Here is a 19,977-nt window from a genome sequence, read left to right as displayed (position 1 = left end):
CCGGTCAGAAATCCTCGCCGAATTTCTCGGAGACCAGCAGTTCCAGCGCCGCCGCCAGCTTGTCGGCGTCGCTGCCGCTGGTGCGCACCTCGATCTCGGTGCCGCGGGAGGCGGCGAGCATCAAAAGCCCCATGATCGAGTCGCCGGAGACGCACATGCCGTCCTTCAGCACCTCGGCCTGCGCATCGTGGGCTTCGACGATCTCGACGAATTTCGCCGAAGCGCGGGCATGCAGCCCCTTCTCGTTCACGATACGCAAGATCCGTGATGTCATTCAGTCCGCCCCGCCGCCAAGATCCAGACTGTTGATGTACTTGCGTCCGGCGTCGAGCGCCAGAGCGACAGCCTCGGGGACGGCGAGTTCGCGCGACTTGGCGAGTTTTATCAGCATGGGAAGGTTTGCGCCGTAGATGATGCGGCGGTCGCGCCCGGCGCAGGCGGGCAGCGACAGGTTGGAGGGCGAGCCGCCGAACATGTCGGTGACCACTACGACGCCCGCGCCGCGGTCCACCCGGGTGGCCGCCGCGCTGATCTCGGCCTGCTTGGCGGTGCGGTCGTGGTCGTCCTCGATGGCGATGGCCGCCATCGCCTCCTGCTTGCCGACCACATGCTCGACGGCGGAAAGATATTCCCGCGCCAGACCGCCATGAGCAACGATGACGATACCGATCACGCCCAGTTCACCCTGTTCCCGTGGGGAGCATCGTTGCCGCCCTGCGTTCCAGTTCCCTATGTCGTTTTGACACCGGCCAACCGGCCTGCGCAAGCACATTGCCCAGCATTTCAGCGATTGCCACGGATCTGTGTTGCCCTCCGGTGCAGCCGAAGCCGATCGAGAGATGCGCCTTGCCCTCTTCCAGCTGCGCCGGCAGCAGGAAGAGCACCAGATCGGTGAGTTTCTCGAAGAAGGGCAGGAAGCGCGGGTCGGCGCGGATATGCTCGGCCACCGCCGGATCGCGGCCGTCGAGCGCGCGCAGCATCTCGACCCAGTAGGGGTTGCGCAGGAAGCGGCAGTCGAAAATCATGTCGACCCCGCGCGGCACGCCCCGCTTGTAGGAGAAGGATTGCACCGAGACCGCCAGCCGGGCGACGGCGCCGCCGTCGAACCAGCGGCCGAGCTCGGCCTTCAGGTCGTGCGGCGACATCTCGCTGGTGTCGATCAGGTGGTCGGCCCGCACCCGGATCGGGGCCAGCAGGTCGATCTCGCGCTCGATGCCCTCGGAGGGGGTCTCGGCCGGGGCCAGCGGGTGCCGGCGGCGGGTTTCGGAGTAGCGGCGGACCAGCACGCCCGGCGCGCAGTCGATGTAGAGCACCTCGAGCGAGACGCCGGGATCCTGGGTCAGGCTGTCGATCAGCTCGATCAGGGCGGTGGCGTTGAAGTCGCGGTTGCGCACGTCGAGGCCCAGCGCGATGGGGCGGCCCAGCGGCGGGCCCTCGGTCAGGCGGGGCACCAGCGAGAGGGGCAGGTTGTCGATCACCTCGAAGCCCATGTCCTCCAGCGCGTGGATCGCGGTGGAGCGTCCGGCGCCCGAGGGGCCGGTGACCAGCACGAGCCGGTGTTCCTGCAGCTGTTCCACCATGGCCATGTCACTACCCGTCAGGCAACCCTGCCCGAGGTCAGACGGAGCAGGAGCGCAGAGGGAAAATGGCCGCCTTCCTGCCCGAGCACAAGGTCAAGCGGCAGGCCGAGCACCGTAATGTTACGGGACTGTGGCAATCGCTCCGTCTCGCGCCGGTCGAGGTCGACGGCCAGCGTCACGCGGGCCTCCGGTACGGCGGCGGCGCTCAGGATGCCGATGCCGCGCGCCTCGATCAGCCCGGCGAGGGCGGGGGGGCAGGTGGCGAGCAGCGCCTCGCCCTCGCGCCGCAAGAGGGTGCGGTCGTCGGCGACCAGCTGCGCGCCCAGCGCCATCAGTTGCAGGGCGAGCGCCGACTTGCCGCTGCCGGAGGCGCCGAGGATCAGCAGACCCTGCCCCGCCACGGCGACGCAGCTGGCGTGCAGCAGGGTCTCGGCCGCGCCGCTCACACCGGCAGACCGATGACGAAGCGGGCGCCCAGCGGGTCGGACGTGATGTCGGCATGGGTCGGGCGGATGTTCTCGGCCCAGATCACCCCGCCATGCGCCTCGACGATCTGCTTCGAGATGGCGAGGCCGAGGCCGGAGTGGTTGCCGAACTGGCCCTCGGGGCGTTCGGAGTAGAAGCGCTTGAACACCTTGGTCAACGCCTGATCGGGGATGCCCGGGCCGGTGTCCTCCACCACCACCAGCACCCGGTTGGCGCGGCGCCGGGCCCAGACTCGCACCGCGTCGCCCTCCTCGCAGAAGGACAGGGCGTTGGTGATGAGGTTGACGAAGACCTGCGCCAGCCGCGCCTCCAGCCCGCGGATCTCGATCGGTTCGCCCGGCAGGTCCGAGATGAAGTCGACACCCTTGGCCCGCGCCTGCTCGGCGAAATAGGAGCCGAGCCCGCCGAGTGTGTGCAGCAGGTCGAATTCCTCCTCCTCCTCCTTCACCAGCTCGCTGTCGAGCCGGGAGGCGTTGGAGATGTCGCTGACCAGCCGGTCCAGCCTACGCACGTCATGCTCGATGACCTCCAAGAGCTTCTCGCGCTGGTCGTCGCGTTTCGCCACCCGCATGGTGCCGACGGCGGAGCGCAGCGAGGCCAGCGGGTTCTTGATCTCATGCGCCACGTCGGCGGCGAATTGTTCGTTGGCCTCGATCCGCTCGTAGAGCGCGGCGACCATGCCGCGCATCGCCACCGACAGCCGGCCGATCTCGTCGGGCCGGGCGGTGAGGTCGGGGATGCGGACCCTTCCGGGGGCCATGCGGCGGGCGTCGCGGTCGCGGCCGAGCTCGGCGGCGGCGGCGAGGTCGGAGAGCGGGTTGGCGATGGTGGAAGCGAGGACGAGGCTGAGGCCGATGGAGACGAGCAGCGCCACGACGAACATCTGCAGGATCTGCTCGCGCTCGTAGCGCACCAGCCGGTCGATCTCGCCCGCCGCCGAGGTCAGGGCCACCACCCCGGCCACCGCGTCACCGCGGCGGATCGGCGTCGCCACGGTGAACAGCGCGCCGCCGTTGCCGTCGCGGCCGATATTGGCCGAGAGCGCGCCGTCGCGGGCCTGCGGGAAGGCCTGCCGCGCCAGATCGACCGCCGCGATCTCCGGCGGGCCGGCCGCGCCGCCGGAGAAGAGCCGCGAGGCGCCGTCCCAGACCAGATTGAGGAAATCGGTGATCAGGGTGGAGCGCGGCGACAGGTCGTCGACCCGCCCGCTGTCGTCGCGGCCCGAGGCCAGGAGCGCGCCCTCGGCGTCGAAGATGAAGAGCTCGACCCCCGGGTCCAGCACGATGCCGGCCAGCGTCTGCTGCACGTCGATGCCGTCCTCAGCCCCCAGCGCGGCCTCGCCGGCGGCGGGCATCCGCGCCTCGAAGACATTGGCGATCAGCCGCGACTGGCCGACCAGCGCCCGCTCGCGCTGCAGCACCAGATTCTCGCGGAACGGGTTGACGAAGAGCACGCCGGAGACCAGCACCACCAGCGCCAGCAGGTTGAAGATGATGATCTTGCGCGCCAGCGGCGAGCGGTTCAGCGACACCAGACCGCGCCGCACCCGGGTCTGGTGCAGCGCCGGATCGGCCAGCTGGTCGGGCGACAGCCAATCCTCGCCCAGGAGCAGGTCGCCGGGGCGCGGCGGCGGCGGCGGCCGCGCTTCCTTGCCCTTGCCCGGGGCGCGCGGCGGGGCCGTCATCTCATTCCTCGTTGTAGCGGTAGCCGATGCCGTAGAGCGTCTCGATGGCGGAAAACTCCGGGTCCGCCCCGCGCATCTTCTTGCGCAGCCGCTTGATGTGGCTGTCGATGGTCCGGTCGTCGACATAGACCTGATCGTCATAGGCCACGTCCATCAGCTGGTCGCGGCTTTTCACGAAGCCGGGCCGCTGGGCCAGCGCCTGCAGCAGCAGGAATTCGGTGACGGTCAGCGACACATCCTGCCCCTTCCAGGCGACCGAGTGGCGCAGCGGGTCCATGCGCAGGTTGCCCCGCTCCATGATCCGGGTCTCTTCCGACACGGCGACCTCGCCGGTGGCGATGGCCTCCTGCCGGCGCAGCAGGGCGCGGATGCGTTCGACCAGCAGGCGCTGCGAGAAGGGCTTCTTCACATAGTCGTCAGCCCCCATGCGCAGGCCCAGCACCTCGTCGATCTCGTCATCCTTGGAGGTGAGGAAGATCACCGGGATCGAGGTCTTCTGCCGCAGGCGCTGCAACAGGTCCATGCCGTCCATGCGCGGCATCTTGATGTCGAGCACCGCCATGTCGGGCATGCGCTTGAGGAAGGCGTCGAGCGCCGACTGGCCGTCGGTGTAGGTCTCCACCTCGAAACCCTCGGCCTCCAGCGTCATGGCGACGGACGTCAGGATATTCCGATCGTCATCGACAAGGGCGATCCGGGCCATCGGGCATGTTCCTGTTCTGTTTATGCGACTTTCCGCTCATGATCCGGGTTCCTTCGGGGGGAATCAACCCTCAAGTGCGAATCGCGCCCCGCCACGACCGCAGGGTGATCGCGCAGGGGTTAAAATCCGCCGTGCATCGGGCGGTCGCGCGCCGAGGTTGCGCTAACCTGTCGCTGGTTGCGCTAACGACGCATCCTGCGCCTGTTGCGACAAGGAAAGCTCATGTTATAGCTTTTGCGTCGGCCTCCGATCCGGGCGCCGACGGGTATCCTCTTGGCCCGGGATACCGCCTTCGAACCGGAAACCGCCGCTACACACGGCCTCGGGGAGCTTGCAGTATGAATTTCGGACGCGTGAACCCAGCGCAAACGCTGGATGCACAAGGCATCACAGGACTTGGCGACGTTCATTACAACCTGATCGAACCGGCGCTCGTCGAAGCCGCCGTGAAGCGCGGCGAAGGCCGTCTCGGCAAGGGCGGGGCATTTCTCTGCTCGACCGGCCAGTTCACCGGGCGCTCGCCCAAGGACAAGTTCGTGGTGCGCAGCCCGGCGGTCGAGGATTCGATCTGGTGGGAGAACAACGCCCCGATGACGCCCGAGGCCTTCGACGCGCTGCATGCCGACATGCTGGCGCATATGAAGGGCCGCGACTATTTCGTGCAGGACCTCTACGCCGGCGCCGACCCGACGCTGCGGCTCGACGTGCGGCTGGTGACGGAACTGGCCTGGCACGGCCTGTTCATCCGCCACATGCTGCGCCGCCCCGAGCGCGCCGAGCTCGACGGCTTCGTGCCGGAATGGACGATCATCAACTGCCCCAGCTTCAAGGCCGACCCCGCGCGCCATGGCTGCCGCAGCGACACGGTGATCGCGCTGAACTTCGACAAGAAGACGATCCTGATCGGCAACACCGAATATGCCGGCGAGAACAAGAAGTCGGTGTTCACTCTGTTGAACTACATCCTGCCCGGCAAGGGCGTGATGGCGATGCATTGCTCGGCCAACCACGCCATCGGCAACCCGGTCGACACCGCGGTGTTCTTCGGCCTGTCCGGCACCGGCAAGACCACGCTCTCGGCCGACCCGACCCGCACGCTGATCGGCGATGACGAGCATGGCTGGTCGGAGCGCGGCACCTTCAACTTCGAGGGCGGCTGCTACGCCAAGACCATCAACCTCAGCCCCGAGGCCGAGCCGGAGATCTATGCCACCACCTCGCGCTTCGGCACCGTGGTCGAGAACATGGTCTATGACGAGGAAACGCTGGAGCTGGACTTCGAGGATGACAGCCTGACGGCCAACACCCGTTGCGCCTATCCGCTGGACTACATCTCCAACGCTTCGGAGTCGGGGCTGGGGGGGCATCCGAAGAACATCATCATGCTGACCTGCGACGCCTTCGGGGTGCTGCCGCCGATCGCGCGGCTGACCCCGGCGCAGGCGATGTACCACTTCCTGTCGGGTTTCACCTCGAAAGTGGCCGGGACCGAGCGCGGCGTGACCGAGCCGCAGCCGACCTTCTCGACCTGCTTCGGCGCGCCCTTCATGCCGCGCCGGCCGGAGGTCTATGGCAAGCTGTTGCAGGCCAAGATCGCCAAGCATGGCGCCGTCTGCTGGCTGGTGAACACCGGCTGGACCGGCGGCGCCTATGGCACGGGCAAGCGGATGCCGATCAAGGCGACCCGGGCGCTCTTGACGGCGGCGCTGGACGGTTCGCTGGCCGCGGGGCAGTTCCGCCGCGATCCGAACTTCGGCTTCGACGTGCCGGTCATGGTGCATGACGTCGACAGCAAGCTGCTCGACCCGCGCTCCACCTGGGCCGATCCGGCGGCCTATGACGCGCAGGCGGCGAAGCTGGTGGCGATGTTCGCCGACAACTTTGCGCAATATGTGCCCTATATCGACGCGGATGTGAAAGCGGCGGCCATCGGCTGAGGCCGGAGCGACAGTCGGAACGGAAAGGGCGCCCGCGGGCGCCCTTTTTCATTCAGGACAGCGCCTGCCGGATCAGGTTCAGCCCGGTGAGCACCAGCAGGATCTGGGTCCAGCGGCGGAAGCGGGTCTGGTCCAGCCTGTCCTGCACCGCGAAACCGACCACCATGCCGAGGAAGGCGGGGACGGCGAGGGCCAGCGAGAAGGGCACGGTGGCGGCGTTCAGCACGCCCGAGTTCAAGTGTGCGAAGGTCAGCGTCGCCGCGCCGATCAGGAAGACCACGCCCTGCACCCGGATCGCCTCGCGCTTCTCGGCCCCGACCGACAGCAGGTAGACCAGCAGCGGCGGGCCCCAGATGCCCGACACTCCGCCATAGAGGCCGCCGATGATGCCCAGCACGGTCTCGGCGCGGCGGCGATGCTCCAGCCGCAGGGCAAGGCTGCGGCCCGCCAGTTGCAGCGCGGCGAAGGCGGTGATCGGCAGGCCGAGCATCAGGAGGAAGACGATCTGCGGGATGTCGCGCACGAATTGCGCCGAGACGAGGATGAAGACGATGGTCCCGGCGAGGAAGCGCCAGTATTTCCGCATCGACTCGAACGCCGGGCCCCAGCCCTGGCGGAAGGCCTGGCTGAAATTGGTCAGCAGGGTCGGCAGGATCATCCCGGCCAGCGCCACCTCCGGCGGCAGGAAGGAGGAGAAGGCCGAGATCATGATCATCGGCATGGCGAAACCGATGGCCCCCTTCACGAAACCGGAAAAGAGCGTGACCGCCATCGCGGCCCAGAAGGCTGCGGGGGTGAGCCCCGCCATCAGCATGTCCATGGAAATCCTCCGCTGCCGGGCCGTCTTAGCGCTTTGATCCGACGGCTGCACGGTCGAATCGGACGAGACATTTTCATGCGCCCGTTATCCATGCGTTGAATTTTTGTTGCGCGATGACTGCAGAGAGGCTACCTCCTTCGCAGTCGCAGCAAAGGAGTCTCGCCATGCCGAAGGACGCCACGATCCGCCCCGCCGCCCCGCTTATCGCCGGGCTCCTGCCGCTGACGGCCGAGGCCCTGCCCGAGGTGGAGGCGCTGTTCGGGGGCGCGCGCGAGGCGCTGCGGGCCGAGGTGACGCGGGGCGGCAAGGTGTCGGGCGCGGCGCTGGAACAGCACCAGCATGCGGCGCATGCGCTGGCCTGGCTCGCCACCTATACCGAGGCGCTGCGGCAGATGCGGGCCTGGGCGGTGAAGCTGGAGGGCGAGGGTCGCTTCGGCGAGATGGAGGCGCTGATCCTGCAGATCGGCTATGGCGAATACCTCTGCCAGATCCGCGGCGGCATCCCGATGTCGCAGGGCGAGATGGCGCGGCTGTCGGATCTGGGGATCGAGGCGGAGGCTCCCGGTGCGGCGGTGGCGGCGCTGATGGCGGGCAACACGGCGGCGGCGCGGATGCGGCTGGTGGAGCTGATGCGCGACAACCACGGGCGGGCGACCTTCGGCGCCTCGGGGCTGGACGAGGAGCTGGAGATGATCCGCGACCAGTTCCGCCGCTTCGCCGACGAGAAGGTGGCGCCCTTCGCCCATGGCTGGCACCTGCGCGACGAGCTGATCCCGATGGAGATCATCGAGGCGCTGGCGGAAATGGGGGTGTTCGGCCTGACGATCCCGGAGGAATTCGGCGGCTTCGGGCTGTCTAAGGCCTCGATGGTGGTGGTCTCGGAGGAGCTGTCGCGCGGCTATATCGGCGTGGGATCCTTGGGCACGCGCAGCGAGATCGCGGCGGAGCTGATCCTGTGTGGCGGCACCGAGGAACAGAAGGCCTATTGGCTGCCGAAGCTCGCCTCGGCCGAGATCCTGCCGACGGCGGTCTTCACCGAACCCAACACCGGGTCCGATCTGGGGTCGCTGCGGACGCGGGCGGTGAAGGAAGGCGAGGACTGGGTGGTGAGCGGCAACAAGACATGGATCACCCATGCCGCCCGCACCCATGTGATGACGCTGCTGGCGCGGACCGAGCCGGAGACCGCGGATTACCGCGGCCTGTCGATGTTCCTGGCCGAGAAGACGCCGGGCACCGACGAGGCGCCCTTCCCCACCCCCGGCATGAGCGGCGGCGAGATCGAGGTGCTCGGCTATCGCGGGATGAAGGAATACGAGATCGGCTTTGACGGCTTCAAGGTGAAGGGCGAGAACCTCTTGGGCGGGGTGCCGGGGCAAGGCTTCAAGCAGCTGATGCAGACCTTCGAGAGCGCGCGCATCCAGACCGCCGCCCGCGCCATCGGCGTGGCGCAGAACGCGCTGGAGGTGGGGATGGGCTATGCCGAGGACCGCAAGCAGTTCGGCAAGGCGCTGATCGAGTTTCCGCGCGTCGCCGGGAAACTGGCGATGATGGCGGTGGAGATCATGGTGGCGCGGCAGCTGACCTATTTCTCGGCCTGGGAGAAGGACCACGGCCAGCGCTGCGATCTGGAGGCGGGGATGGCGAAACTGCTGGGGGCGCGGGTGGCTTGGGCCTCGGCGGACAATGCCCTGCAGATCCACGGCGGCAACGGCTTTGCGCTGGAGTATCAGATCAGCCGCATCCTCTGCGATGCGCGGATCCTGAACATCTTCGAGGGGGCGGCGGAGATCCAGGCGCAGGTGATCGCGCGGCGGCTGCTGGACTAGGCGGCCTTCGGCAGCGGCTGCCCGCCGCGCGAGGGGCGGGCGGTGCCGAGGCGGGGGTGCAGCCGGCCCGCCATGACCCATGCCGCCGCCATGCCGAGACCGCAGGCGGCGAAGACCCCGGCGAGGGGCGCCGCCAGCAGCACCAGATAGGCCGCACCGGGGGTGAGGATGCCCGAGACATCGCGGAAGCTGGAGTAGACGGCGGCCATCTCCGTCCGCTCCGAGGGTTTCACCGCCATCATGAAGGGCAGGCCCCCCGCAACGTCGAGCAGGACGAGGCTGGTGGAGCCGACCATCAGCAGCAGCACGGTGATCCACGGCAGGCCGGAAGCCAGCGTCGCGCCGATGAAGGCCATGGCGCAAAGCGCGAAGGCGGAGCGCACGGCGATGCGGACGGTGCGGCGGTAGACGAAGCGCAGCAGGAACGGCGTGGTGAAGAGGAGCGCGTTGGAGAGCGACAGCGCGACGCCGCCGACCTTGTCGCCGAGGCCGGATTCGATGCAGTAGATCGGCAGGTAGACCACATAGACCCACCAGCCGCAGGAGCGGATCACCGCGAAGAGCCATCCGGCGATCAGCCGCGGCTGGCTGAAGAAGCGGCCGAGATAGGCCAGCGGGTTCAGCGCCGGGCCCTTGGCGCGGGTGATCTGCTTGCCGTTGCCGAGCCGCAGGATCCAGAAGGCGATGCAGAGCGCCACCGAGAAGACCGCGGCGATCAGGAAGGGCGCGGGCTGCCAGAGGCTGCGCAGCCAGACGCCCAGCATCGGGCCGAGCGCCCAAGGCGCGGCCGCGTAGAGCATCTGCATCGACTGGCAGCGCCCGAGATCGGCGCGGGCGATGTAGTCGAGCACATAGGCGTTGAAGCAGACGAAGATCGTCACCGTCGCCAGCGCATTGGCCAGAAGCGCCAGCGGCACGGTGATTGGCCCGCCGATGACCGCCAGCGTCATGCCGACGAGATAGAGCCCGGTGCCGAGCGTGTAGAGCCAGCGGCGCGGCACATGGCGGGTGGCCCAGGGGACCAGCAGGCCCCAGAGCAGCGAAGCGATGCCGACGAGGAAGTAGATCCGCGACACCACGCCGGCGTCGAGCACGGCGTCATAGATGGTCAGCGGCATGACCGAGATCAGGATGCCGCGCACTGCGGCCTCGAGCCCGGCCAGAAGGGCGAAGGATTCGACACGCGGGGTCGGCGTGTGTTTCAGGAAGATGGGGATATTGCGCGTCGCCATGGCCCGCCCATTGGCCCCCTCCGGGCGCCCTGCGTCTGGCTTGTGCGCGACATTCCGGGTCGCGGATGGTCAGGGGCGGGAGAGCAGGTCGAGAAGCCGGGCCCGCGCCTCGGGCAGGCCGCGGTCGTTGCGGGCATGGGCGAGCTCGCGCGTCAGGAAATGGCCGGTGATCGCCAGACCTTGGGCCAGCTCAGTCTGGGTGGCGGGCCCCTGCCCCAGAAGCACGGGCGGCAGCGGGAAGAGGCGCGGCGCCCAGTCGCCCGCCGCCTCGGCGCTGATGGCGCGGCCGGTCTTGGGGCTGACATAGGCCAGATCCTCGCGGCTGCCGGTGACGGCGCAGGTGGAGAGATCGAGGCCGAAGCCGATCTCGTCCAGCAGCAGCATCTCCCAGCGCAGGTAGTGCGGCGGCCAGCCGGGGGCCTCCAATGCATCGAGCAGCGCCATGGTCATGTGCCAGAGATGCAGATGCGGCTCGCGTTCGGGCAGGGCGACGCGGATCATGGCGCAGATCGCGTTGAGCCCGGCCAGCGCCAGCCGGTCGGCCATGAGCCCGGCGCGCGAGCGCAGGGGTTCGACCGTATAGGCGCCGATATGGTCGTCGAGCCGGGCGCGCCAGTTCACCGCAAGTTGGGCGCCGGGTTGCAGGATGGGGGCCGAGCGGCGCGAGGCCCCGCCGCGCACCACCCCGGCATGACGCCCATGCGCCGCCGTGAACACCTCGATGATCGCCGAGCTCTCGCCATGCCTGCGCATGGAGAGCAGCGCGCCCTCGTCCCGCCATTCCATCGCCGGACTATCGGGCGAAATGCGCGAGGCGACAAGTTCAGTCGGAGAGGCCGGGCTCGTCGAGCAGGGTGCGGCCCTGCCGATCCTCGATCTCGATCACCCAGAGGTCGCGGTCGAAGCCGCGCTGCTTGGCGATGGAGGCATCCACCGTCGCCTCCTCGCCCTCGGCCAGCACGATCCAGGCCCGTTCGCCGGTCATCAGATCGAAGCTGCGGTGGAAGGCCTTCGCCTTGCCGTCGAGCGTGGCGAGCTTGACCAGCACCGCGCCCGAGGTGGCGTCACCCTTGGCAGTGATGAAGGCCGGGATGTCGGCCAGCCGCAGCCGGGCCAGATAGGCCCGGACCCAGAAGTCGGCGGTCAGCCGCGCCATGAAGCCTCAGTTGCCATCCTTGAAGTCCAGCCCCATCTCGGAATAGCGCTCGGGTTCTTCCAGCCAGTTCGGGCGGACCTTCACCTGCAGGAACAGGTGTACCGGGCGCTCGAGGAACTCGGTCATGTCGATGCGGGCCTGCTGGCCGATGGCCTTGATCTTCTCGCCCTTGTTGCCGAGCACGATGCCCTTGTGGCCGTCGCGGGCGACATAGACGATCTGGTCGATCCGGGTGGAGCCGTCGGGACGGTCCTCCCATTTCTCGGTCTCGACGGTGAGCTGGTAGGGCAGCTCCTCGTGCAGGCGCAGGGTCAGCTTCTCGCGGGTGATCTCGGCGGCGATGTTGCGCATCGGCACGTCGGCGATCTGGTCCTCCGGGTAGAACCAGGGGCCGGCGGGCAGTTCGCCGGCCAGCCACTGCTTCAGCTTGTCGACGCCGTAGCCCTTTTCGGCCGAAATCATGAAGGTCTCGACGAAGGGGAAGGCGTTGTTCATCTCTTCGGTGAGGGCAAGCAGGGTCTCGGCCTTCACCCGGTCGATCTTGTTGATCGCCAGAGCCACCGCCTGCCCGCGCGGGATGCGGTCGCGCATCGACTCGATGATCGCCTTCGTGCCTTCGGTCAGGCCGCGATGCGCCTCGATCAAGAGCACGATGATGTCGGCATCGGCGGCCCCGCCCCAGGCGGCGGCGACCATCGCCCGGTCGAGACGGCGGCGCGGGCGGAACAGGCCGGGGGTGTCGACGAAGACGATCTGCGTGGCGCCCTCCATCGCCACGCCGCGGATGCGGGCGCGGGTGGTCTGGACCTTGTGGGTGACGATCGAGACCTTGGCGCCGACCATGCGGTTGAGCAGGGTGGACTTGCCGGCATTCGGCTCGCCGATCAGGGCGACGAAGCCGGCGCGGGTCTCGCCCGGCACGCCGCCGATGGCGCCTGTGTCTTCGTTGTCCTGCGGGCCGGTGTCTTGCGGTTCATCAGTCATCTGTCGCCTCCATCCGCGCCAGAAGCGCCCTTGCCGCGGTCTGCTCCGCGGCCCGCTTGGTATTGGCGGCGGCGTTCTCCGCCGCGCCATTGCCGAGCCGGACCTCGACGGTGAAGACCGGCGCATGATCCGGGCCGGAACGGCTTTTCTCGCTGTAGGTCGGCGGCGGCAGGCCACGGGCCTGCGCCCATTCCTGCAATGCCGTCTTGGCGTCGCGGGCGTCGGTCTCCACCGCGTGGATCCGCTTGCCCCAGAGCCGCAGCACCATGTTGCGCGCCGCCTCGAAGCCGCCGTCGAGATAGACCGCCGCGATCACCGCCTCCAGCGCGTCGCCGAGCAGCGCCTCCTTGCGGCGGCCGCCGGACATCATCTCGGACCGGCCGAGCTTCAGCACATCGCCGAGCCCCAGCTCGCGCGCGACATCGGCGCAGGTTTCCTTGCGCACCAAGGCGTTGAAGCGCGGCGCCAGTTGGCCCTCGCTCGCCTTCGGGTCGGCCTGCAGCAGCGCCTCGGACATGACGAGACCCAGCACCCGGTCGCCGAGAAACTCCAGCCGCTGGTTGTCGGGCCGGGTCGGCGAGGAGATCGAGGCATGGGTCACGGCGCGCAGCAGGAGCTCGGACTCGCGGAACTCATGCCCGATGCGGCCTTCGAAGGCCCGGAGATCGGAGGATAGCTTCAATCGACCGCCTTGAAGAAACGATCGGACCGCCAGGTCCAGAAATAGAGCATGGAGCGGCCCGCGGAGGAGAACATGATCCGGTCGGCGCGGCCGATAAGGTGATCGAAGGGCACGAAGCCGACGCCGCCGACAGCCTGACCATAGCGGCTGTCCTGGCTGTTGTCGCGGTTGTCGCCCATGAAGAAGTAATGCCCGGCCGGCACGGTGAAGACATCGGTGTTGTCGCCGAAGCCGTTGGTGTCGATGTTCAGGATGTCATGGCTGACGCCGTTCGGCAGGGTCTCGGTGAAACGCGACTTGGTGCAGGTTCCGCCCTCGCCGACCGGACCGTTCTCGCAGCGCGGCAGGTTGCCCATCGGGCCCTGCTGCTCGTAGGTCTCCTCGAAGACGCCGTCCGCGACCTGCGGCACCTCGGCGCCGTTCAGGAACAGCACGCCGTTCTTCATCTGCACGGTGTCGCCCGGCAGGCCGATCAGCCGCTTGATGAAGTCCGACCCGTTCACCGGGTGGCGGAACACCACCACGTCGCCGCGCTCCGGTTCCGACCCAAGGATGCGGCCCGAGACCGGGCAGAACGAGAAGGGGCAGGAGAATTGCGAATAGCCATAGGCCATCTTGTTGACGAAGAGGAAGTCGCCGATCAGCAGCGTATCCTTCATCGAACCCGAGGGAATCCAGAACGGCTGGAAGAACAAGGTGCGGAAGATGCCCGCGATGAGCAGCGCGTAGACGATGGTCTTGATCGTCTCGAGGATGCCGCCGTCGGTCTTTGCCTTGCTCGCCATTCGGTCCTGCCTTCTCTGGGTGCGGGGCTTGTCGCCCGACCATTTCCGAGTTTCGCGCTACATGCGCGCGGGACGCCGGGGAGTCAAGTTGACTGGTCGCCCGCCGCGCCGCCCGCCAGCGGCCGCGCCTCGATCACCACGAAGGCCTGGGCCCAGGGGTGGTCGTCGGTCAGGGTGACATGGACGATGGCCTCGTGCCCCTCGGGCGTCATGCTGCGCAGCCGGTCGGCGGCCCAGCCGGTCAGCTGCATGACGGGCTGGCCGGTCATCAGGTTGCTGACCGCCATGTCCTTCCAGGCGATGCCCATCCGCAGCCCGGTGCCGAGCGCCTTGGAGCAGGCCTCCTTGGCGGCCCAGCGCTTGGCATAGGTGGCGGCGACATGGGCGCGGCCCTCGGCGCGGGCCTGTTCGCGCGGGGTGAAGACCCGGTCGCGGAAGCGGTCGCCATGGCGGGCCAGCGTCCGCTCGATCCGCTCGATGTTGCACAGATCCGTGCCGATCCCGAGGATCATCGGGCGGGCGGTCGATCTGGAAAGGCGATCCGCAGCACGGCGTCCGTCATGCCAGCGCGGCGCGCGCCGCGTCCATGCGGCGGCGCATGCCCTCGATGGCGCTGCCCAGGCCACGGAAGATCGCCTCGCCGATCAGGAAATGGCCGATGTTCAGCTCCATCACCTGCGGGAAGCCGGCGATCTCGGCCACGGTGTCGTAGCTGATGCCATGGCCGGCATGCACCTCGAGCCCCAGCGAATGCGCCAGCGCCGCGCCCTCGCGCAGCGCCTCCAGCTCGATGGCGGCCTCGGCGCGGCGGTTCTCGGCGATGAGGTCGCAGTAATGGCCGGTGTGCAGCTCGACCACCGCCGCCTTGATCTCGGCCGAGGCCTCGATCTGGCGCACGTCATGGCCGATGAACATCGACACCCGGCAACCGGCCTCGCGCAGCGCGTCGATGTAGTCGGTCAGCCGCGGGATATCGCCGGCCACGTCGAGCCCGCCTTCGGTGGTGCGCTCCTCGCGCTTTTCCGGCACGAGGCAGACCGCATGCGGCCGGTGGCGCAGGGCGATGGTCTGCATCTCGGTCGTGGCGGCCATCTCGAAGTTCAGCGGCACGTTGATCCCGGCCATCAGCGAGGCGATGTCGTCGTCGCGGATGTGGCGGCGGTCTTCGCGCAGATGGGCGGTGATGCCGTCGGCCCCCGCCGCCTCGGCCACCAGCGCCGCGCGCAGCGGGTCGGGCCAGGCCGAGCCGCGGGCGTTGCGCACCGTGGCGACGTGATCGATGTTCACCCCGAGCCGCAGCCGTCCGAGTGGTTTCATGGCCTGACGCCCCTTCCCGCTTGTCGCCCCATGTTAGGGCTTTCCGCCGGCCCCGTCATCCTGCGGCAGCAGCGCAGTCCGCATTTCTGCGGGGCCACCGTGCTTTGCGTGCAACCGCCGCCGCTTGCGCTCGCCCGCCTGCTTGGCGCGCAGCAGCTGATAGGCGCGGATCACCGGGATGGTGAGATAGTAGAACACGAAGCTGACGAGGATGCCGGGCAGGATGCCCCCCACCAGATAGGGCAGGAAGATGGTCTGGAAGAAGGCCCCCAGCTTGTGCCAGCGGGTCGGCTCGGAGGTGAAGATCGCCAGCAGGTTGTGGGTGATCTCCCGCCCGGCGCTGGTGAAGGATTCGAACACCGTCATCAGGTTGAAATGCGCCGTGGTGCCGAGGATCCAGTGCCCGAGCTCGATCGAGGAGACGGCGATGATCGGCGTGGTCAGGGGGTTGCCGACGAAGGTCGCCAGCAGGGCGGCCAGGATGTTGCCGCGCAGGATCCAGGCGATCAGCGCCGCGCCGAGGAAGTGGAAACCGAACAGCGGGGTGAAGGAGATGAACACGCCGGCGAAGACGCCGCGGGCGATGCGGTGCGGCTCGTCCGGCAGGCGCTGCAGCCGATGCTGCACGTAATACGCCGCCCGCCGCCAGCCGCCGCGCGGATAGACCGATTCCGTCAGGAGTTGCGTATAGGTCCGCTTCTCGCGTCGTTTGAACACCAAGATCCTCCTTGCCCGGTCAGGGCTTCCTGCTCAGATCCCGGTGGCGCGAGATCTGCGCCACGTCGGTCTCCGCTTCCAGCGCCGTCATCACCATGTGCAGGTGTTCGACATCGCGCAGGTCCACGTCTACCAGCAGTCTGTAATAATCCGGCTTCCGGTCCGTGAAGCGCAGGTCGGAGATATTGGCCTTCTGTTCGCCGATCAAGGTGCAGATCCGCCCCAATACACCAGCGTCATTCGAGATCGTCAGCTCCAGCGTGACCGTGTGCACGGCGGCGTGGCGACCGGCGTGCCAGTGTAAATCCACCCAGCGGCCAGGTTGTTCCTCGAATTCTTCCAGCGCGGGACAATCGATGGCGTGGATCACCACGCCCTGCCCGCGATAGGTGATGCCGACGATGCGCTCGCCCGGCACCGGCTGGCAGCAGGGCGCGCGGCGGAACTGCTGATCCTGCGACAGGCCGACGACGGGGCGCTGGCCATCGACCTCGGGCGCGGTGGAGCGCGCGAGCTCGGGGTAGAGCGTCTCGACCACGCGGCGCGCAGTCAGCTCGGCGCTGCCGATCTGCGCCAGAAGCTCGGTCTCGTCGGAGAGGCCGAGCATCTTGGCCGCGGTGCGCAACGCCTTGTCGGTGGCCTTGCGCCCGACATGGTCGAAGGCGGCGCGGGCCAGCTCCTGCCCCAGCTTGACGAAGCGGCCGCGGTCCTCCTCGCGCAAGCTGCGGCGGATCGCTGCCTTGGCGCGGCCGGTCGTCACGATGTCGATCCAGGAGGATTGCGGGCGCTGGCCCTCGGCAGTGATGATCTCGACCGACTGGCCGTTCTTCAGCCGGGTCCAGAGCGGCACGCGGATGCCGTCGATCTTGGCCGAGACGCAGGAGTTGCCGATGCGGGTGTGGATCGCATAGGCGTAGTCGAGCGGCGTCGCCCCACGCGGCAGCTGCACCACATCGCCCTTCGGCGTGAAGCAGAACACCTGATCGGTGTACATCTCGAGCTTCACGTTCTCCATGAACTCGTCGTGGTCGTCCTCGTCCAGCCGCTCGGTCAGGCCGGCGATCCATTTCGCCGGATCGACGGCGAAAGGGTTCAGCGCGCGCACGCCCTCGCGGTAGGACCAATGCGCGGCCACCCCAGCCTCGGCGACCTCATGCATCTGGCGGGTGCGCACCTGCACCTCGACCCGCTTGCCGTCGCGGCCCGAGACCGTGGTGTGGATCGAGCGGTAGCCGTTGGATTTCGGCTGGCTGATGTAATCCTTGAACCGGCCCGGCACGGCGCGCCAGCGCTGGTGGATGACGCCGAGGATGCGGTAGCAATCCTGCTCGGAGGCGCAGATCACCCGGAAGCCGTAGATGTCGGAGAGGCGCGAGAAGGCGAGATCCTTCTCCTGCATCTTGCGCCAGATCGAATAGGGTTTCTTGGCGCGGCCATAGACATCGGCCTCGATCTGCGCCTTTTCCAGCTCCAGCCGGATGTCGGCGGTGATCTTGTGCACCACGTCGCCGGTCTCGCGCTGCAGCGTGATGAAGCGGCGGATGATCGAGTTGCGCGCCTCGGGGTTCAGCACGCGGAAGCCGAGGTCTTCCAGCTCCTCGCGCATCCATTGCATGCCCATGCGCCCGGCGAGCGGGGCGAAGATCTCCATCGTCTCGCGCGCCTTCTGCGCCTGCTTCTCCGGGCGCATCGACTTGATGGTGCGCATGTTGTGCAAACGGTCGGCGAGCTTCACGAGGATGACCCGCAGGTCCTTCGACATCGCCATGAACAGCTTGCGGAAGTTCTCGGCCTGCTTGGACTGGGCGGAGGACAGCTCGAGATTGGTCAGCTTGGTGACGCCATCTACCAGCTCGGCGATCTCGGGGCCGAAGAGGCGCGAGACCTCGGTATAGGTGGATTTGGTATCCTCGATCGTGTCGTGCAGCAGCGCGGTCACGATGGTCGCATCGTCCAGCCGCTGTTCGGTGAGGATGGCGGCGACGGCGACGGGATGGGTGAAATAGGGCTCGCCCGAGTGGCGGAACTGGCCCTCGTGCATCTGCCGCCCATAGGCATAGGCCCGGCGGATCAGATCGGCGTTGGTGCGCGGATTGTAATTGCGGACGAGGGCGATCAGGTCTTCGACGTCGATCATTGCCCTCGTCGCTTTCTCTTCAGTCGCTGCGGGTCAGTTCTGACCCTGCGCTTCCATAAGGGCGCGCAGCAGTTTCTCTTCCGACATGTCGTCCTGCATCGGACGATCGACCTCGCCGCCCATGAGCAGCGCCATCTGGTCTTCTTCCGGCTCGTCCACCTCGATCTGGGTCTGGTGGCTTTCGATCATCCGCTCGCGCAGGGATTCCGCGCTCTGGGTCTCGTCGGCGATCTCGCGCAGCGACACCACGGGGTTCTTGTCGTTGTCGCGGTCCACCGTCACCGGCGAGCCGGCGGCGATCTCGCGCGCCCGATGAGCGGCGAGCATCACCAGCTCGAAGCGGTTCGGGACTTTGTCAACGCAATCTTCAACCGTCACGCGGGCCATGGGATACTCCAGTTTCGGACAGGGGGCATGGAACGGCCCTATGTATGCCTTGCCAGAACGCTTGACAAGCCCGGAATCCTTGGCCTTGACGGCCGCTCAGCCCGGCAGCGGCCGCACCGCATCGCGGTCGGCGGCGGGCAGCGCGGCGAGCATTTCGCTGACGGTCAGACCGAGGATCGGGTGGCGCCAGTCGGGTGCTACCTCTTGAAGCGGAACGAGAACGAAGGCACGGTCCTGCATCCGCGGATGCGGCAGGATCAGCCTGTCGGGGGCCTCCTGCGCCTGACGCTCCGGCGGCAGGCAGCGCCAATGGGCTTGGGTTTCGCGGTCGGGCAGGATCGAATCGCCCAGGGCCAGAAGATCGATGTCGAGGGTGCGCGCGCCCCAGCGCGACAGTCTTCGCCTCCCGTGGGCGGCCTCGATCCCATGAAAAACGCTCAGGATTTCCGCTGCGTCAACCTGAACATCAAATATGATGAGCCCTGCGGCATTCACGTAATCCGGGCCCGCCCCGACAGGGAAACAGGGGCTGGCGTGAAGCCGGCTCAGCTGGCCAACCGCATGGAATCTTTCGCAAATATTGGCGAAAGCGGCCCGGATCGTGGCCGTAGGCGGTTGGTCGCCGTGGGCGACATTGGCCCCGAATGCAACCAGAGCGTGCTTTCCAGATGGGTCAGGCAATGCTATATCTTTCTCATGGCCCCGCTTGTCGGCGCACTATTTTGACTGATATCCCAGTACTTGTCGATTTTCCTATAGAACGTATTGCGCGCGCAGCAGGCAGATTGACGGGGCAAAGATTTCAAGGGGACAACTGTAATGTTTTACAAGGACGAACGGCTCGCGCTGTTCATCGACGGATCCAATCTTTACGCGGCGGCGAAGGCGCTTGGGTTCGACATCGACTACAAGCTGTTGCGGCAGGAATTCATGCGGCGCGGGAAACTGCTGCGTGCCTTCTACTACACGGCTCTGCTCGAGAACGATGACTATTCCCCGATCCGCCCGCTGGTCGACTGGCTGCACTACAACGGCTTCACCATGGTGACGAAGCCCGCCAAGGAATACACGGACAGCCAGGGCCGCCGCAAGGTCAAGGGCAACATGGACATCGAGCTGACGGTCGACGCCATGGAGCTTGCGCCCCGGGTCGACCACATCGTGCTGTTCTCCGGCGACGGCGATTTCCGTCCGTTGGTGGAAAGCCTGCAGCGACAGGGCGTGCGCGTCTCGGTGGTCTCGACCATCCGCAGCCAGCCGCCGATGATCGCCGACGAACTGCGCCGCCAGGCCGACAACTTCATCGAACTGGACGAGCTGCGCGACGTCATCGGCCGCCCGCCGCGCGAGCCGCGCGTCGAGCGCGAGGAGATCGCCGCCGAGGCGAAGTGACAGCCGGGCGGCGTCGCCGCCCGCCCCCAACCTGCAGATCTGGGGCCAGCCGGTTTGGGGAAACCGCGCTGGCCCCTCTGCTTCCGCCACGCCCCCCGATGCGGCATCATGGGGGACTGGACCTGCGCGCCGTCAGCGCCTACCTGTGG

22 protein-coding genes are annotated in these 19,977 nt (G+C 67.7%); 3 read left to right on the top strand and 19 right to left on the bottom strand.

Going from position 1 to position 19,977, the window contains the following annotated elements; genetic code table 11:
- Positions 1-4 precede the first annotated feature (4 nt).
- Genes C5F48_RS08645 through C5F48_RS08620 form a run of 6 tightly spaced genes read right to left on the bottom strand, consistent with a single transcriptional unit; the run spans position 5 to position 4,453 of the window.
- Entirely contained in the window at positions 5-274 is a 270-nt protein-coding gene (locus C5F48_RS08645; RefSeq protein WP_107663506.1) for an HPr family phosphocarrier protein, read from the bottom strand.
- Positions 275-673: a PTS sugar transporter subunit IIA gene (locus tag C5F48_RS08640; RefSeq protein WP_107663505.1), complete on the bottom strand. Its 399-nt coding sequence runs from the start codon at positions 671-673 to the stop codon at positions 275-277.
- Between the two features lie 7 nt (positions 674-680).
- The gene (rapZ, locus tag C5F48_RS08635) at positions 681-1,580 is read right to left on the bottom strand and encodes an RNase adapter RapZ (protein ID WP_107663518.1); all 900 of its coding nucleotides are present in this window, start codon (positions 1,578-1,580) and stop codon (positions 681-683) included.
- 17 nt (positions 1,581-1,597) lie between these two features.
- Positions 1,598-2,026, bottom strand: a complete 429-nt coding sequence (locus C5F48_RS08630) for an HPr kinase/phosphorylase (protein WP_107663504.1) — start codon at positions 2,024-2,026, stop codon at positions 1,598-1,600.
- The gene (locus C5F48_RS08625; protein WP_107663503.1) at positions 2,023-3,750 is read right to left on the bottom strand and encodes a sensor histidine kinase; all 1,728 of its coding nucleotides are present in this window, start codon (positions 3,748-3,750) and stop codon (positions 2,023-2,025) included. Before C5F48_RS08625 ends, C5F48_RS08630 begins: the two co-directional genes overlap by 4 nt.
- Position 3,751: 1 nt before the next feature.
- Complete coding sequence (locus C5F48_RS08620) at positions 3,752-4,453, bottom strand: response regulator transcription factor (RefSeq protein ID WP_107663502.1); 702 nt, start codon at positions 4,451-4,453, stop codon at positions 3,752-3,754.
- A gap of 338 nt (positions 4,454-4,791) precedes the next feature.
- Here C5F48_RS08620 and C5F48_RS08615 point away from each other — a divergent pair, with 338 nt between their 5' ends.
- Positions 4,792-6,390 carry a phosphoenolpyruvate carboxykinase gene (locus tag C5F48_RS08615; RefSeq protein ID WP_107663501.1) on the top strand — a complete coding sequence of 533 codons (1,599 nt, stop codon included), beginning with the start codon at positions 4,792-4,794 and terminating at the stop codon, positions 6,388-6,390.
- A 52-nt stretch (positions 6,391-6,442) separates the two neighbouring features.
- Here C5F48_RS08615 and C5F48_RS08610 read toward each other — a convergent pair whose 3' ends face one another.
- Complete coding sequence (locus C5F48_RS08610) at positions 6,443-7,210, bottom strand: sulfite exporter TauE/SafE family protein (RefSeq protein WP_107663500.1); 768 nt, start codon at positions 7,208-7,210, stop codon at positions 6,443-6,445.
- A 164-nt stretch (positions 7,211-7,374) separates the two neighbouring features.
- Between C5F48_RS08610 and C5F48_RS08605 the strand changes: the two genes are divergently transcribed.
- Positions 7,375-9,039 (top strand): acyl-CoA dehydrogenase family protein, encoded by a 1,665-nt coding sequence (locus tag C5F48_RS08605; protein WP_107663499.1) that lies wholly within the window; start codon positions 7,375-7,377, stop codon positions 9,037-9,039.
- Here the strand turns inward: C5F48_RS08605 and C5F48_RS08600 are convergent.
- The 12 genes from C5F48_RS08600 to folK all read right to left on the bottom strand — a co-directional run bounded on the left by C5F48_RS08600 (position 9,036) and on the right by folK (position 19,117).
- Positions 9,036-10,271 (bottom strand): MFS transporter, encoded by a 1,236-nt coding sequence (locus C5F48_RS08600; protein ID WP_107663498.1) that lies wholly within the window; start codon positions 10,269-10,271, stop codon positions 9,036-9,038. The two genes, C5F48_RS08605 and C5F48_RS08600, sit on opposite strands and share 4 nt — an antisense overlap.
- Before the next feature lie 69 nt (positions 10,272-10,340).
- On the bottom strand, positions 10,341-11,057 hold the full coding sequence (gene recO, locus C5F48_RS08595; RefSeq protein WP_107663497.1) for a DNA repair protein RecO: 717 nt from the start codon (positions 11,055-11,057) through the stop codon (positions 10,341-10,343).
- A 37-nt stretch (positions 11,058-11,094) separates the two neighbouring features.
- On the bottom strand, positions 11,095-11,427 hold the full coding sequence (locus C5F48_RS08590) for a DUF1491 family protein (protein WP_107663496.1): 333 nt from the start codon (positions 11,425-11,427) through the stop codon (positions 11,095-11,097).
- A gap of 6 nt (positions 11,428-11,433) precedes the next feature.
- Positions 11,434-12,348 carry a GTPase Era gene (gene era, locus C5F48_RS08585; protein WP_245941249.1) on the bottom strand — a complete coding sequence of 305 codons (915 nt, stop codon included), beginning with the start codon at positions 12,346-12,348 and terminating at the stop codon, positions 11,434-11,436.
- 55 nt (positions 12,349-12,403) lie between these two features.
- A complete protein-coding gene (gene rnc / locus C5F48_RS08580; RefSeq protein WP_107663494.1) occupies positions 12,404-13,093 on the bottom strand; it encodes a ribonuclease III in 690 nt (229 codons plus the stop codon).
- A complete protein-coding gene (lepB, locus tag C5F48_RS08575) occupies positions 13,090-13,878 on the bottom strand; it encodes a signal peptidase I (protein WP_107663493.1) in 789 nt (262 codons plus the stop codon). The genes rnc and lepB overlap by 4 nt, the downstream gene beginning before the upstream one ends.
- A gap of 83 nt (positions 13,879-13,961) precedes the next feature.
- Complete coding sequence (gene acpS / locus C5F48_RS08570; RefSeq protein WP_107663492.1) at positions 13,962-14,390, bottom strand: holo-ACP synthase; 429 nt, start codon at positions 14,388-14,390, stop codon at positions 13,962-13,964.
- A 46-nt stretch (positions 14,391-14,436) separates the two neighbouring features.
- A complete protein-coding gene (locus tag C5F48_RS08565) occupies positions 14,437-15,195 on the bottom strand; it encodes a pyridoxine 5'-phosphate synthase (protein WP_107663491.1) in 759 nt (252 codons plus the stop codon).
- A gap of 33 nt (positions 15,196-15,228) precedes the next feature.
- On the bottom strand, positions 15,229-15,915 hold the full coding sequence (locus C5F48_RS08560; protein ID WP_107663490.1) for a DUF2062 domain-containing protein: 687 nt from the start codon (positions 15,913-15,915) through the stop codon (positions 15,229-15,231).
- 16 nt (positions 15,916-15,931) lie between these two features.
- Complete coding sequence (locus C5F48_RS08555; protein WP_107663489.1) at positions 15,932-18,049, bottom strand: RelA/SpoT family protein; 2,118 nt, start codon at positions 18,047-18,049, stop codon at positions 15,932-15,934.
- A 33-nt stretch (positions 18,050-18,082) separates the two neighbouring features.
- Entirely contained in the window at positions 18,083-18,436 is a 354-nt protein-coding gene (gene rpoZ / locus C5F48_RS08550; RefSeq protein ID WP_107663488.1) for a DNA-directed RNA polymerase subunit omega, read from the bottom strand.
- Between the two features lie 96 nt (positions 18,437-18,532).
- A complete protein-coding gene (gene folK / locus C5F48_RS08545; RefSeq protein ID WP_107663487.1) occupies positions 18,533-19,117 on the bottom strand; it encodes a 2-amino-4-hydroxy-6-hydroxymethyldihydropteridine diphosphokinase in 585 nt (194 codons plus the stop codon).
- 138 nt (positions 19,118-19,255) lie between these two features.
- Between folK and C5F48_RS08540 the strand changes: the two genes are divergently transcribed.
- The gene (locus C5F48_RS08540; protein WP_107663486.1) at positions 19,256-19,828 is read left to right on the top strand and encodes a LabA-like NYN domain-containing protein; all 573 of its coding nucleotides are present in this window, start codon (positions 19,256-19,258) and stop codon (positions 19,826-19,828) included.
- The last annotated feature ends 149 nt before the right edge of the window (positions 19,829-19,977 follow it).

It is taken from the genome of Cereibacter changlensis JA139 (assembly GCF_003034985.1).
Lineage (GTDB): Bacteria > Pseudomonadota > Alphaproteobacteria > Rhodobacterales > Rhodobacteraceae > Cereibacter > Cereibacter changlensis.
This window is presented reverse-complemented; position numbering and strand designations above follow the sequence as displayed.